The organism is Streptomyces sp. NPDC033216 (assembly GCF_055577115.1).
The window spans coordinates 1-12936 of the sequence record NZ_JBVIQK010000016.1 but is presented as its reverse complement, the minus strand read 5'-3'; the positions used below and the strand labels follow the sequence as shown (position 1 = coordinate 12936).

The window sequence follows — 12936 nt, the reverse complement described above, 5'->3', positions numbered from 1 at the left end:
ACATGCAGTGACGCGGGATTGACGCTACGTTGCGTGACGTTTGCGTCAATTCGGGCATTGACCCTTTACGTTGACCTTCAGGCCAGGCGCTTCAGGAGCACCGCAGAAGCGACAGGTCGGGCCCCCGCCCTGGCCACCCCGTCGGCCACCTCACGGTCCGTCGAGGCGACGATGACGGGCCGGCCGGGCGGCTCGGCCCGCACCAGCTGGCGGATCAGCTCGTCGGCGGTGATCCCCGGCTTGGAGAACAGCACCCGCACCCCGCGCGGCGGGGCCAGCAGCACCGGCGCGACCAGCTCGGCTCCGTCGAAGACACAGGTGACCTCGGCGCCGGTCTGCGCGGCGAGGGCCGAGAGCTGCCCGAGCAGCCGCAACCTCTGCTTCTCCAACGGCATCTGCGGATAGCCGGTCTTGGTGACGTTGTAGCCGTCGACGACGAGATGCGCCTGCGGCAACGCGAGCAACTGGTCCAGGATCGCCGGGTCGTTCTCGGACAGGGCTCGGGCGGCGATGTCCTTCGGAGTCATCCGGCCGGGCTCCACCGCGTCCACGGTCTCCGCCGGACGCACCGACACCGGCGGCAACGCCAGTTCCCTGCGCAGCCCTTGGGCCGATTCCAGCAGGGTGTCCAACAGCAGCCGCACCCGCATGTCCTCGACGCTGCGCCCCTCGCGGGCCGCCCGCCGGGTGGCCTCCAGCGCGGCCTCCGCCTCGCCGAGCCGCGCCTTCAACCGCCGTGACTCGCTCTCGGCCGCGGACACCTGCGCCTGCCCCTCGCTCCGTACGGCGTCCATCTCGCCCTGGAGCTTGCGCAGCGCGGCCTCACCGCGCTTGACGTCGTTGAGGGCCGACCGCAGTTTGCGATGCAGCGACTCGCCCTCCCGCCTCGCCGCGTCCAGTTCGCCGCGCAGCCGCTCGGTCTCGGTCCGGGTCAGCTCGCGGGCCTCGGCGAGCTGTTCGCGCAGCCGCTCCAGCTCCGCCCGGCTCTCCTCGCCGGCCCGCTCGGCGTCCGCCCGCTGGGCTTCCTCGCCGGCAGCGGTGACCAGCTTCACCCAGCCGGTGGGGCGCAGTACGTAGGCCGCGGCCGCCACGTCGAGCGGGTCCGCGGCCGGGGGCGGCGAGCCGGAGTCCAGGGCACCGGCCAGTTCCGGCTGGGCCTCTCTGAACTTCTCGGCGATGCGCTGCCGGAACAGCGGATCGGTCTCCAGGGCGGCCGCCATCGCGTTGCCCGCGAACTTGGCTCGCCGGTTCGGGGCGAACCGGGCGTACTGCCGCAACTGGCCGGGCAGTTCGGCGACGGTCAGGCCGCCGAAACCGTCCGAGACGATCTGCACGACCCGGCGTCGTACGCCGTCGGGCAGCGGACGGTCGAGCACCTCGGCGGCGCCGTCGCCCGGCCCCCCGCCCGTGGTCTCCACCATCCGTCACACCCCACTACCTGTGCGGGGCCAGCTCCCTCAGGAGCCGGCACCCGGCCTGTCCACCAGTTCCACCTGATCCACGGCGTTGCACCAACGGCACCTCACCGACTCGATGGTCTCACTGACCACCTCGCGCTCCTCCACCTTCGCCTCACCGGCGAGATCGAGGTGGACGTACTCGACGACCTTCGACGAGCGCGTCACGTCGAACCGCGTGAGGTTGCCGCAGAGAGTGCAGCGCCACCGCGTCGTGGCGGTCGGCAGGGGAACCGTCATCGTGACCGTCCGCTTCCTTCTAGTGTCCGTCTTCCGGGACCGGGGCGCGCTCGACGCTCCCCGGAGCATGTGGCTCGCAACCCTACGGCCTGGCGGGTACTCGCCGCCCGTCCGTCCACGGCGGCGAGGCGGTCCGGCATGGTACGTCCCGTTACGTCATGCTCTGTAGCCATGATCAGCCACTGGAGCAGGCCTCTCGGCCGAGCCGTCCGACACCCCGCGGCGCCGGTGACGTACGCACTGATGGCCGTGTGCTGCCTGGTCTTCGTGATCGGTCCGGCCTCGGGCCTCGACCCGGTGTACGGCACCGGCGAGGAGGCGGCACTGGCGCAGCGCGCCTATTTCCGCCGGTGGGGCGTGATCCCCGCAGACCTGTTCGAGGGTACGACCGGCGCCGCCCTCACACCCCTCACCGCCCTGTTCGTCCACGGCAGCTGGGTGCACCTGTTGGGCAACATGCTCTTCCTCCACGTCTTCGGGGCGATGACCGAGCGCCGCATGGGCCGCGTCGAGTTCACGCTCTTCTACCTCGGCTGCGGCGCGCTGGCACTGCTCGGTTACGCCGCCGTCAACGCCGACTCCGAGCAGTCCCTGGTCGGCGCCTCCGGGGCGATCTCGGCGGTCCTCGGCGCGTTCCTGTACCTGTTCCCCCGGGCCCGCGTCACCAGTCTCCTGCCGTTCCTCTTCTTCCTGCCGCTGCGCTTCCCGGCCTGGGTCGTGCTGCCCTTCTGGGCGGCGCTGCAATGGGTGGCGGCGGGGCGGGCGGGGCCGGGGCCGGGTGTGGCGTACCTGGCACACCTGCTGGGCTTCGGACTGGGCTTCGTCTACGCGTGGGCCCGGTTCACCCGGCCCACTAGAGTGAACAGCAGCCCAGCTCCGGCCCCCGAGGGAGAGAACCAGCCGTGATCACCGCGATCGTCCTCATCAAGACCAGCGTGGACCGGATCCCCGAGATCGCGGAGTCGATCGCTTCGCTGGAATCCGTGAGCGAGGTGTTCTCCGTGACCGGGACCTACGACCTGATCGCCATGGTGCGGGTGCGCCAGCACGAGGATCTCGCCGAGGTCATCCCGGGGCGGATCAGCAAGATCCCGGGCGTGGAGGTGACGGACACGCACGTCGCTTTCCGCACGTACTCGCAGCACGACCTGGAGGCGGCGTTCGCGATCGGTCTGGACTCCTGACCGTCCGAACCCGCCTCCGGCGCGAACGGCCGCCTACACCACCGGGACGCAGCGGCCGTCCTCCGTGCGGTAGCGCCACTTCGCGCCCTCGGCCACCAGCTCCCCCACCGCCGTCACGAAGCGGTCGACGTGCTCGTCGGGAGTGCCCGCGCCGAAGCTCACGCGGATCGCGTTGAGGGACTTCTCGCCGGGGGCCGCCTCCGGAGCTCCGCACTCGCCCTGGGCCTGTGGGTCGCCGCCCAGGAGGGTGCGGACCAGGGGGTGGGCGCAGAAGAGGCCGTCGCGGACGCCGATGCCGTACTCGGCGGAGAGCGCGGCGGCGAAGTGGGAGCTGTTCCAGCCGTCCACGACGAACGAGATCACGCCGACCCGGGGCGCGTCGTCGCCGAAGAGGGACAGGATCCGCACCTCGCGGACCTCTGCGAGGCCCGCGCGGACCTTCTCGACGAGGTACTGCTCGCGGGCCACCAGCGTGTCGAAGCCCGCCTCGGTGAGCGCCTTGCAGGCGGAGGCGATGGAGTAGGCGCCGATGACGTTCGGGGAACCCGCCTCGTGCCGGGCGGCGCTCTCGTGCCACTCCACGTCCACTCCCCCGTCCTGGCGCCGGGCGACCTTGCGGCTGGCGCCGCCGCCGGCGAGGTACGGCTCGGCCGCCCGCAGCCAGTCCGCGCGGCCGGCCAGGACGCCGGACCCGAAGGGGGCGTACAGCTTGTGGCCGGAGAAGGCGACCCAGTCGACGTCGAGGTCACGGACGGACACCGGGTGGTGCGGGGCGAGCTGGGCGGCGTCCAGGACGATCCGGGCGCCGTGCGCGTGGGCCGCGGCGGCCAGTTCGCGTACCGGCCACAGCTCGCCGGTGACGTTGGAGGCGCCGGTGACGCAGACCAGCGCCGGGCCCCGCGGGTCGCGGGCGGCGAGGGCCCGCTCCAGGGTGGCGACGGCCTGGCGCGGGGTGCGCGGGGCGTCGAGGTAGGTGACCCGCGCGTCCTTCCAGGGCAACAGCGAGGCGTGGTGCTCCGTCTCGAAGACGAAGACCTGGCAGCCGGAGGGGAGGGCGGCGGCGAGGAGGTTCAGGGAGTCGGTGGTGGAGCGGGTGAACACCAGCTGGTCGTCGGGACGGCAGTCGAGGAAGTCGGCGACCGTCCGGCGGGCGTTCTCGAAGAGGTCGGTGGAGAGCTGGGAGAGGTATCCGGCGCCGCGGTGGACGCTGCCGTAGTAGGGGGCGTAGGCGGCCACGTCGTCCCAGACCCGCTGGAGGGCGGGGGCGCTGGCGGCGTAGTCGAGGGCCGCGTAGCTGACTTCGCCGCCGGTGACGAGCGGGACGGTCACATCCCGCCCGAGAACGGGCAGCGGGGCACAAATGGCGTGGACGGCGGCAGCGGTGGAGACGGACATGGCTGAACTCCCGTGGAGGCAGGCGGACTCGCCGCGCGAGCGGCCGTGGCTCGAGCGCGGGAATGGCTGAACAGGGATGTGCGGAGGCGGGGCTCTGCGGCCCTATCGCATTCGCTTGCTCACGGAAGACTCCTCGACGACCAGGACCCCTGGTGTGGCGAGGGGTCCGCGCTTGCCGTGGACCTTTCTGTCCACAGCCTGGTCTTCACCCGGGGCACCCCGCCACGGACGGAGGGTTGCCGGACAGTCGGCCGGGGCCTCATGACTGTCGCTCATGACCTGGTAGAGCATTTTGCCATACGATCATCCGCGCGCAAGGCGCAGTCCGGATGATGGACCGCGCCCCGCGTCGCACCGTACGGGCGGTCAGGCGTGGGTGGCGGCCGCCCAACGTTCCAGCGTCCGCTTCGCCGCCCCCGAGTCGAGGGACTCCGCGGCCCTGGCCATGCCCGCCCGGATCTGCTCGGTGAGCGACGCCGCGGTCGGTTCCAGGGCGACCAGGGCGGCCGCCGAGTTCAGCAGGACGGCGTCCCGGACCGGGCCCGTCGCGCCGTCCAGCAGCGCGCGCGCCACCTCCGCGTTGTAGGAGGCGTCGGCACCCCGCAGGGCCTCGACGGGAACGAGGTCGAGGCCGACGTCCCGCGGGTCGAAGGACTCCTCCGTCACCTTGCCGTCGCGGACGACCCAGACGCGGGAGGTGGAGGTGGTCGTCAGCTCGTCGAGGCCGTCGTCACCGCGGAACACCAGCGAGGAGTTGCCGCGCTCGGCGAAGACGCCGGCGACGATCGGCGCCATGCGCGCGTCCGCGACGCCGACCGCCTGGGCCCGGACCTTGGCCGGGTTGGTCAGCGGGCCGAGCAGGTTGAACACCGTGCGGATGCCCAACTGGCCGCGGGCGGCGCCGGCGTGACGCAGCGCCGGATGGAACCTGACCGCGAAGCAGAAGGTGATGCCGGCCTCCTCGGCGACCTCGGCCACCCGTTGCGGGGTCAGGTCGAGGCGGACGCCGAGCTTCTCCAGGACGTCCGAGGCGCCGGACGCGGAGGACGCGGCCCGGTTTCCGTGCTTGACGACCTTCACGCCCGTGCCGGCCACGACGATCGAGGACATCGTCGAGATGTTGACCGTCTTCGCGCCGTCGCCGCCCGTGCCGACGATGTCGACGGCCGGACCGGGCACCTCGATCACGTTCGCGTGCTCGTACATCGCGCGGACGAGCCCGTTGATCTCCTCGACGGTCTCGCCCTTGGCGCGCAGCGCCACCACGAACCCGGCGATCTGGGCGTCGGTGGCCTCGCCGCGCATGATCCGGTCCATCGCCCACGCCGTGGCGTCGGCGCTCTGGTCACGGCCGTACAGCAGGGCGTTCAGCACGTCGGGCCAGGAACGGTCCGCCGCGGTGTCGCCTCCGGCGGGGGTCACAGCGCTCATAAGCCGCTCCTGGGTCAGTGTGGTCCCGCTCCACGGGACGCGCGTCTCGACAGGACCACCCTATCCAGCCCCGGACAGGGCGAAGGGCCCCGTCCGTGCACCGGACGGGGCCCTTCGCGTTGCGTGGCGACGCAGTGATCAGTGGTGGCCGTGGCCGCTCGTGATCTCCTTGTACTCCTCGACGGTCGGCTTGGGGATCTGGCTCTCCTCGCCGTAGTACGCCTTGCTCAGCTTGGCGCGGACCTTCTCGGTGCGCTTCACCTTGCGCTCGACGCCGTTCTCGTCGACCGTAGGGCCGATCTCGGCGGGCTTGTACTGCTCGTGCGAGGTGAGCGTGTAGAGCGCCTCCTGGCTGAGCGGCTCGTGCACCTCGATGAACTCACCGTGCGGCAGACGCTTGATGGTGCCGGTCTCACGACCGTGCAGCACCTTGTCCTTGTCGCGGCGCTGGAGGCCGAGGCAGATCCGCTTGGTGATCACGAAGGCGATGACCGGTCCGGCGAAGAAGCCGATCCGGACGAACCAGGTGACCGCGTTGATCGACAGGTGGAAGTGGGTGGCGAAGATGTCGTTGCCACCACCGATCAGCATGATCAGGTAGCCGGTGACCCAGGCGACACCGAAGGCCGTACGGGTCGGGGCGTTGCGCGGGCGGTCCAGGATGTGGTGCTCGCGCTTGTCGCCGGTGACCCACGACTCGATGAACGGGTACATCGCGATCACACCGAGGAACAGACCGAACAGCACCAGCGGGACGAACACGCCCAGGACCAGCGTGTGGCCCCAGAAGTTGATCTCCCAGCCCGGCATGGCGCGGATCAGGCCCTCGGCGAAGCCCATGTACCAGTCGGGCTGGGCACCCGTCGACACCTGGTCCGGCCGGTAGGGACCGATGGCCCAGATCGGGTTGATGGAGGCGATGCCGGCGAGGAGCGCGATGAACCCGAAGACCAGGAAGAAGAAGCCTCCGGCCTTCGCCATGTAGACCGGCAGCAGCGGCATGCCGACGACGTTCTTGTTGGTGCGTCCGGGACCCGCGAACTGGGTGTGCTTGTGGTAGAAGACCAGGATCAGGTGGCCGACCACGAGCCCGAGCATGATGCCCGGCAGCAGCAGGATGTGGATCGAGTAGAACCGCGCGACGAAGTCGCCGCCCGGGAACTCCCCGCCGAACAGGAACATCGAGATGTACGTGCCGACGATCGGCACGGACAGGATCGCGCCCTGGGTGAAGCGGACACCGGTGCCGGAGAGCAGGTCGTCCGGGAGCGAGTAGCCGGTGAAACCGGTGAACATGCCCAGGACGAACAGCAGGAAGCCGAACAGCCAGTTGATCTCGCGCGGCTTGCGGAAGGCGCCCGTGAAGAAGACGCGCATCATGTGCACGAACATGCCGGCGAGGAAGATGACCGCGGCCCAGTGGTGGATCTGACGGATGAGCAGACCACCGCGCACATCGAAGGAGATGTGCATGGTCGAGTTGAAGGCCTCGGACATCAGCTGACCCTGGAGCGGGACGTAGCTGCCGTGGTACTCCACCTCGTTCATCGACGGGTGGAAGAACAGCGTCAGGTACACACCCGTCAGGATGATGATGATGAAGCTGTAGAGGCAGATCTCACCGAGCATGAAGGACCAGTGGTCCGGGAAGATCTTGCGCATGTTGGCCTTGGCCAGGGAGTAGATCCCCAGGCGGCCGTCGGCCCAGTCGGCGACCCGCTCGCCCGCGGGCGCCTTGCGGCGGTCGTCCTTGTTACTCATCCGCGCTCCCAGAAGGCAGGACCGACGGGCTCTTCGAAGTCGCCGAGCGCCTCGAGGTAGCCCTCGTCGTTCACGCCGATGCGCAGCTGCGGCAGGGCGTGGCCGGCGGGACCGAAGATCACTCGGGCGCCGTCGGACAGGTCGAAGGTGGACTGGTGGCAGGGGCACAGCACGTGGTGCGTCTGCTGCTCGTACAGGGAGATCGGGCAGCCCACGTGGGTGCAGATCTTCGAGTACGCCACGATGCCCTCGTGCGACCACTCGAGCTCGCGCTTGTCCTTGATGTCGTCCGGCTGGATGCGGACGATCATCAGGGCGGCCTTGGCGATCTCGGTCTGGAAGTCGTGGTCCTCCTCCTCCAGGCCTTCCGGCTTGGCGAAGGTGAGGGAGCCGACGGCGACGTCGGAGGCACGCAGCGGCTCGTTGGTGTTCATGTTGACGAGCAGCTTGCCCTTGGCCCACAGCGTGTGCCGCAGCTTGTTCTCGGGCAGCGGACCGAGGTCGCGCAGCAGGACGACGCCGGAGAGCGGGAACAGGGCCAGCGCGCCGAACATCGTGTTGCGGATCAGCTTGCGGCGGCCCAGCGCGGACTCCCTGGCGCCGTCCCGGAAGTCGGCCATGACCTTGGCCTTGACCTCCGGCGCCGCCTCGATCGGGTGACGCTCGTCGGCGACCTCCACGTCGGACATCAGGGTGCGGGCCCAGTGGACCGCGCCGGCGCCGATGCAGAACAGGGCCAGCCCCAGCGTCACGCCGAGCGCGAAGTTCAGCGCGCTGACGTGCCCGAGCGGGAAGAGGAAGACCGTGGTGTCGGGCGAGATCGTCACGTAGGCGGCGATGAAGGCGACGGTGGCCAGCATCGACAGCGTGAACAGGAGGGCGACCGCACGTTCGGACCGCTTGGCGGCCCGCTCGTCGACGTCCTGGATCCGGTGCTCGTGGGGCGGCAGGCCGGGGTCGGCGAACGGGTGCTTCTCGTCCGCCACGTCCACCGCACCGTGCGCGTGGTCCTGCTCAGCGGGCAGGTTCTCTTCTGGAATGTCTTGGCTACTCATGACTTCTTGGCCTTTGCGGTCCGAGCGGCAACCCATACGGCGACGGCGATCAGCCCGCCCAGACCGAAGATCCAGCCGAACAGTCCCTCGGCGACCGGGCCGATGCCGCCCAGCTCGAGACCGCCGTAGCTGGCCGTCTCCTCACCGTTGACCGCCTTCAGGTAGGCGATGACGTCCTTCTTGTTCTGCTCCGTCAGCGTGCTGTCGGGGAAGGAGGGCATGTTCTGCGGGCCGGTCTGCATGGCCTCGTAGATGTGCTTCGGGCTGACGCCGTCGAGGGGCGGTGCGTACTTGCCCCGGGTCAGGGCGCCGCCCTTGCCGGTGAAGTTGTGGCACTGAGCGCAGTTGGTGCGGAACAGCTCACCGCCCTTGGCGATGTCCGCTCCCTCGGGACCGTACTGGGCCTCGGTGGGGACGGACGGGCCGGCGCCGAGGGAGGCGATGTACGCGGCGAGCTGGTCGATCTCGGCCTGCGTGTAGATGTTCCGCTTCTGCGGCACCTGGGCGCTCTGGGAGGTCGCGGCCGGCATCCGGCCGGTGGCGACCTGGAAGTCGACGGCCGCGGCGCCCACGCCGACCAGGCTCGGACCGTCGGAGGTGCCCTGACCGCCGGTGCCGTGGCAGCTGGCGCAGCCGACGGCGTAGAGCTTCTTGCCCTCGTCGATGGCGAGGGACTGGGCGGTTTCGTCTGCCTGCGCCTTGCTCGCGGGTGCGAACGCGGCGTACAGCCCCCCGGTGCATGCCAGCGCGAGGAGTAGGACGACGAGCGCCGCCAATGGATGGCGTCGTCGTGCGGAGAGCTTTTTCACGGATTACCCCGGTGTCAGGATCTTCTGCGTCGATGCTTCTGGGACGGGTGCGGGATCGGGCCCGGCTACTTGATCAGGTAGATCGTGGCGAAGAGGCCGATCCAGACGACATCGACGAAGTGCCAGTAGTAGGACACGACGATGGCCGCGGTCGCCTGTTCGTGGGTGAACCTCTTCGCCGCGTAGGTGCGGCCGAGGACGAACAGGAAGGCGATGAGGCCACCCGTCACGTGCAGGCCGTGGAACCCGGTGGTCAGGTAGAAGGCCGAGCCGTACGGGTCGGAGGAGAGCGAGAGCCCGTCCTTCTTGACCAGCTCGGTGTACTCGTACACCTGACCGCCGATGAAGATCGCACCCATCACGAAGGTGACGATGAACCACATCCTGAGCTTCTTCACGTCACCGCGCTCGGCGGCGAAGACGCCGAGCTGACAGGTGAGGGAGGAGAGCACCAGGATCGTGGTGTTGGTCGCCGAGAACGGAAGGTTCAGCGCATGCGCCATTTCCTTCCAGTGATCGGGACCGGTCACCGATCGCAGGGTGAAGTACATCGCGAAGAGGGCCGCGAAGAACATCAGCTCGGAACTCAGCCAGATGATGGTTCCGACGCTGGTGAGGTTCGGCCGATTGACCGACGGGTGCGCGTGCCCGGTTTCTACTGTCGTTGCTGTCGCCACGACCGACATTATGTCGGTCGCTTATCCCGCCCTCACTCCCGGGGGTGCCGTTCGGAGTGTTCGCACCTCGTGTACTGCCCGTATGGCCCATCGCAGGCATGTTCCAACAGGTGTTGGCGACCGGCCCGGGGGAGTAGCATCCGCCCCATCGGTACCCGAAGTTCCACTCCAATGACGCGGAGGAACCATGCAGGCGACCGCCACGGTGCTGGTCTACAGCGACGACGCCGACACCAGGGAGCAGGTGCGGTTGGCCGCCGGCCGTCGGCCGGCTCCGGACGCGCCCCTGGTCGAGTTCCTGGAGTGCGCCACGCCCGCCGCCGTGCTGACGGAGCTGGACAAGGGCGGGATCGACGTGTGCGTGCTGGACGGCGAGGCCGCGCCCATGGGCGGCATGGGGCTGTGCCGGCAGATCAAGGACGAGGTGTTCCGCTGCCCGCCGGTGCTGCTGCTCATCGGGCGGCCGCAGGACGCGTGGCTGGCGACGTGGAGCCGGGCCGACGCGGCGGTGACGCTGCCGGTGGACCCCGTGGAGCTCGCGGAGGCCCTGGCGGCGGTTCTGCGCCGCAGGAACCTCGTGGGCGCCTGAGGGGCGGGGGCGGGGTCCTCGGGCCGGCCGCGAACCGTCCGGGGCTGTCGCGCCCGCGCCCTGTACGCGTCGGCCCCGCCGGCCTTCGGGGCGCGTCACGCAGCCGCGGGCCGCAGCCGTGACGTGTCCTCCTGGGCCTTCTGCCTGGCACCGGTCAGGGCGCTGCCCTCGCGCCACTTCTTCCAGTCCAGGTTCCAGTCGCCGAAGCCGTTGCCGAAGGCCTCCATCGTGCGGCCGCCGCTGTTGACGACCTGGACGATGTCACCCTCGCGGACGTTGTCGAAGAACCACTGCGCGTTGGCGGTGCTCATGCCGACACAGCCGTGGCTGACGTTGGCGTAGCCCTGGGAGCCGACGGACCAGGGGGCGGCGTGGACGTACTCGCCGCTCCAGGTGACACGGGTGGCGTAGTAGACGGGCAGGTCGTACGACTCCGAGGAGCCCTCGGCGATGCCGACGGTGGTGCCGCGCATCCGTACGAAGTACTCCTTGCCCAGGACGACCTTGACGCCGTTGCGGGTCTCGAAGCCGGGCTTTCCGGTGGTGACGGGGATCTTCTTCACCTCTTCACCGTTGCGGTACAGCGTGAGGGAGTGCGAGGAGGCGTCGGCGACCGCGATGACGCGGTCGCCGATGGTGAGTTCGACGTCCTTGGCCTTGCCGCCCCAGAGCCGGTCGCCGACCTTGATGCCGTCCAGGTTGCTGTGGACGCGGACCGCGGCGTGGGCGGGCCAGTAGTCCTGCGGGCGGTAGTGGAGCGTCTTGTCGTCCACCCAGTGCCAGGCGCCCTGTACGGAGGGCTTGGAGTCGACCTTCAGGGCGCGTTCCACGACGGCTCGCTGGAGGGGGTCCCTGACGGGCCGGCTCAGTTCGGCGGTGACGGGCCGGCCGACGCCGTAGGTGCCCGCGCCAGGGCCGAAGGCGACGGTCAGCCGCTTCTTGTCGGTGGGTTTGCCCGTGTCGAAGGTGAGGACCCGGCGGCCGGGTGCCCCGTCCTCGTCCTCGGTGCTGACGCGGACCGTGTAGTGGGCGTTGGCGGCCAGCGGCTCGGTGCTGTGCCAGCGGCTGCCGTCGGCGGCGAGTTCGCCCGCCACGTAGCGTCCTGTGGCGTCCAGGGCGGTGACGTCGGTGATCCGTTCGTCGGAGTCCTTCGCCCTGATCTCCAGGGGCTTGTCCGGGTCGGCCTTCTCGGTGTCGCCGTGGGGGACGCTGAAGGAGATCTGGTCCGTCGCGTCGTACGGACGTGAGGCGAGCGGGTTGCCGTCCGAGCCGCAGGCGGTTGCGCCCGCGACCAGGGCGATCACCAGCAGCGTGCAGCTGACGACGGTGCGGGGCCGGGGTTCGTGGCTCATGGCTTCACGCTAGGGAGCCGCGTCAACCACGGCGCGCTGGGTGACACGTACGGGCGACCCCGATTACGGCAAACGCAGGAGCCCGGACGCTCCTGTCGGAGTGTCCGGGCTCTGTCGCGCGGAGGGTGTGCTACTGGGTGCGGTTCTCACCGCGGTAGTACTCGAAGACCCAGCCCCACAGGCCGATGAGGATCAGCGGGGCGGAGAAGTAGAGCAGCCACCAGCCGACCGCGACACCCAGGAAGGCGAGGGCGCCGCCGACGGCCAGGGAGAGCGGCTGCCAGCTGTGCGGGCTGAAGAAGCCCAGCTCGCCGGCGTCGTCCGCGACGTCCGCCTCCTTGTTGTCCTGGGCACCGGTGTCGACCCGCCGGGCGGTGAAGCCCAGGTAGAAGCCGACCATGATGCACAGGCCGAAGGCCAGGAAGAGGGCCGTGGTGCCGGCCGGCTCCTTCGACCACACGCCATAGACGACCGCCATGGCGAGGACGAAGACGCTCAGCCAGATGAACATCTTGCCCTGGATCTTCACTTGCCGGCCTCCTTGCTGCCCGCGATGGCGCCGGCGCCGTGACCGGCGTGCTCCAGCTGCTCGAGCGCTGCGATCTCGGGGTGGTGCAGGTCGAACGCCGGGGATTCGCTGCGGATCCGCGGCAGGGTGAGGAAGTTGTGCCGCGGCGGCGGGCAGGAGGTCGCCCACTCCAGGGAGCGGCCGTAGCCCCACGGGTCGTCGACGCCGACCGGCTTGCCGTACTTGGCGGTCCTCCACACGTTGTAGAAGAACGGCAGGACGGACAGGCCGAGCACGAACGAGCTGATCGTCGAGATCGTGTTCAGGGCGGTGAAGCCGTCGGCGTTGAGGTAGTCCGCGTAGCGGCGCGGCATGCCCTCGGCGCCCAGCCAGTGCTGGACCAGGAAGGTGCCGTGGAAGCCGACGAACAGGGTCCAGAAGGTGATCTTGCCGAGGCGCTCGTCGAGCATCTTGCCGG

The 12936-nt window shown here is 69.9% G+C and carries 14 protein-coding genes and 1 riboswitch; of the genes, 3 read left to right on the top strand and 11 right to left on the bottom strand.

Going from position 1 to position 12936, the window contains the following annotated elements; genetic code table 11:
* Positions 1 to 77: 77 nt before the first annotated feature.
* Positions 78 to 1421 carry an NYN domain-containing protein gene (locus ACZ5Y0_RS25610; protein WP_469131021.1) on the bottom strand — a complete coding sequence of 448 codons (1344 nt, stop codon included), beginning with the start codon at positions 1419 to 1421 and terminating at the stop codon, positions 78 to 80.
* Positions 1422 to 1457: 36 nt separating this feature from the next.
* Positions 1458 to 1697, bottom strand: a complete 240-nt coding sequence (locus ACZ5Y0_RS25605) for a hypothetical protein (RefSeq protein WP_073491882.1) — start codon at positions 1695 to 1697, stop codon at positions 1458 to 1460.
* Positions 1698 to 1868: 171 nt separating this feature from the next.
* On the opposite strand from ACZ5Y0_RS25605, the gene ACZ5Y0_RS25600 reads away from it, so the two are divergent.
* Entirely contained in the window at positions 1869 to 2603 is a 735-nt protein-coding gene (locus ACZ5Y0_RS25600) for a rhomboid family intramembrane serine protease (protein ID WP_469131020.1), read from the top strand.
* Positions 2600 to 2881, top strand: a complete 282-nt coding sequence (locus ACZ5Y0_RS25595) for an Lrp/AsnC family transcriptional regulator (protein WP_469131019.1) — start codon at positions 2600 to 2602, stop codon at positions 2879 to 2881. Before ACZ5Y0_RS25600 ends, ACZ5Y0_RS25595 begins: the two co-directional genes overlap by 4 nt.
* A gap of 33 nt (positions 2882 to 2914) precedes the next feature.
* On the opposite strand, the gene ACZ5Y0_RS25590 is transcribed toward ACZ5Y0_RS25595, so the two are convergent.
* The 6 genes from ACZ5Y0_RS25590 to ctaE form a co-directional block, all read right to left on the bottom strand.
* The gene (locus tag ACZ5Y0_RS25590) at positions 2915 to 4276 is read right to left on the bottom strand and encodes an aminotransferase class V-fold PLP-dependent enzyme (protein ID WP_469131018.1); all 1362 of its coding nucleotides are present in this window, start codon (positions 4274 to 4276) and stop codon (positions 2915 to 2917) included.
* 163 nt (positions 4277 to 4439) lie between these two features.
* Positions 4440 to 4556: riboswitch (SAM riboswitch) on the bottom strand.
* 86 nt (positions 4557 to 4642) lie between these two features.
* Entirely contained in the window at positions 4643 to 5707 is a 1065-nt protein-coding gene (trpD, locus tag ACZ5Y0_RS25585) for an anthranilate phosphoribosyltransferase (protein WP_469131017.1), read from the bottom strand.
* Positions 5708 to 5845: 138 nt separating this feature from the next.
* The gene (qcrB, locus tag ACZ5Y0_RS25580; protein WP_469131016.1) at positions 5846 to 7468 is read right to left on the bottom strand and encodes a cytochrome bc1 complex cytochrome b subunit; all 1623 of its coding nucleotides are present in this window, start codon (positions 7466 to 7468) and stop codon (positions 5846 to 5848) included.
* The gene (gene qcrA / locus ACZ5Y0_RS25575) at positions 7465 to 8523 is read right to left on the bottom strand and encodes a cytochrome bc1 complex Rieske iron-sulfur subunit (protein WP_469131015.1); all 1059 of its coding nucleotides are present in this window, start codon (positions 8521 to 8523) and stop codon (positions 7465 to 7467) included. Before qcrA ends, qcrB begins: the two co-directional genes overlap by 4 nt.
* Complete coding sequence (gene qcrC, locus ACZ5Y0_RS25570; protein WP_469131014.1) at positions 8520 to 9332, bottom strand: cytochrome bc1 complex diheme cytochrome c subunit; 813 nt, start codon at positions 9330 to 9332, stop codon at positions 8520 to 8522. Before qcrC ends, qcrA begins: the two co-directional genes overlap by 4 nt.
* A 65-nt stretch (positions 9333 to 9397) precedes the next feature.
* The gene (gene ctaE / locus ACZ5Y0_RS25565) at positions 9398 to 10018 is read right to left on the bottom strand and encodes an aa3-type cytochrome oxidase subunit III (protein ID WP_356559036.1); all 621 of its coding nucleotides are present in this window, start codon (positions 10016 to 10018) and stop codon (positions 9398 to 9400) included.
* Positions 10019 to 10196: 178 nt separating this feature from the next.
* Here ctaE and ACZ5Y0_RS25560 point away from each other — a divergent pair, with 178 nt between their 5' ends.
* On the top strand, positions 10197 to 10598 hold the full coding sequence (locus ACZ5Y0_RS25560) for a hypothetical protein (protein ID WP_469131013.1): 402 nt from the start codon (positions 10197 to 10199) through the stop codon (positions 10596 to 10598).
* A gap of 95 nt (positions 10599 to 10693) precedes the next feature.
* On the opposite strand, the gene ACZ5Y0_RS25555 is transcribed toward ACZ5Y0_RS25560, so the two are convergent.
* From ACZ5Y0_RS25555 to ACZ5Y0_RS25545, 3 genes are all read right to left on the bottom strand, one after another.
* A complete protein-coding gene (locus ACZ5Y0_RS25555) occupies positions 10694 to 11950 on the bottom strand; it encodes a L,D-transpeptidase (protein ID WP_469131012.1) in 1257 nt (418 codons plus the stop codon).
* A gap of 130 nt (positions 11951 to 12080) precedes the next feature.
* The gene (locus ACZ5Y0_RS25550) at positions 12081 to 12479 is read right to left on the bottom strand and encodes a cytochrome c oxidase subunit 4 (protein WP_469131011.1); all 399 of its coding nucleotides are present in this window, start codon (positions 12477 to 12479) and stop codon (positions 12081 to 12083) included.
* Positions 12476 to 12936 (bottom strand): cbb3-type cytochrome c oxidase subunit I (locus ACZ5Y0_RS25545; protein WP_469131010.1); only part of this gene is annotated, 461 nt, incomplete at its 5' end. The genes ACZ5Y0_RS25550 and ACZ5Y0_RS25545, both read right to left, overlap by 4 nt.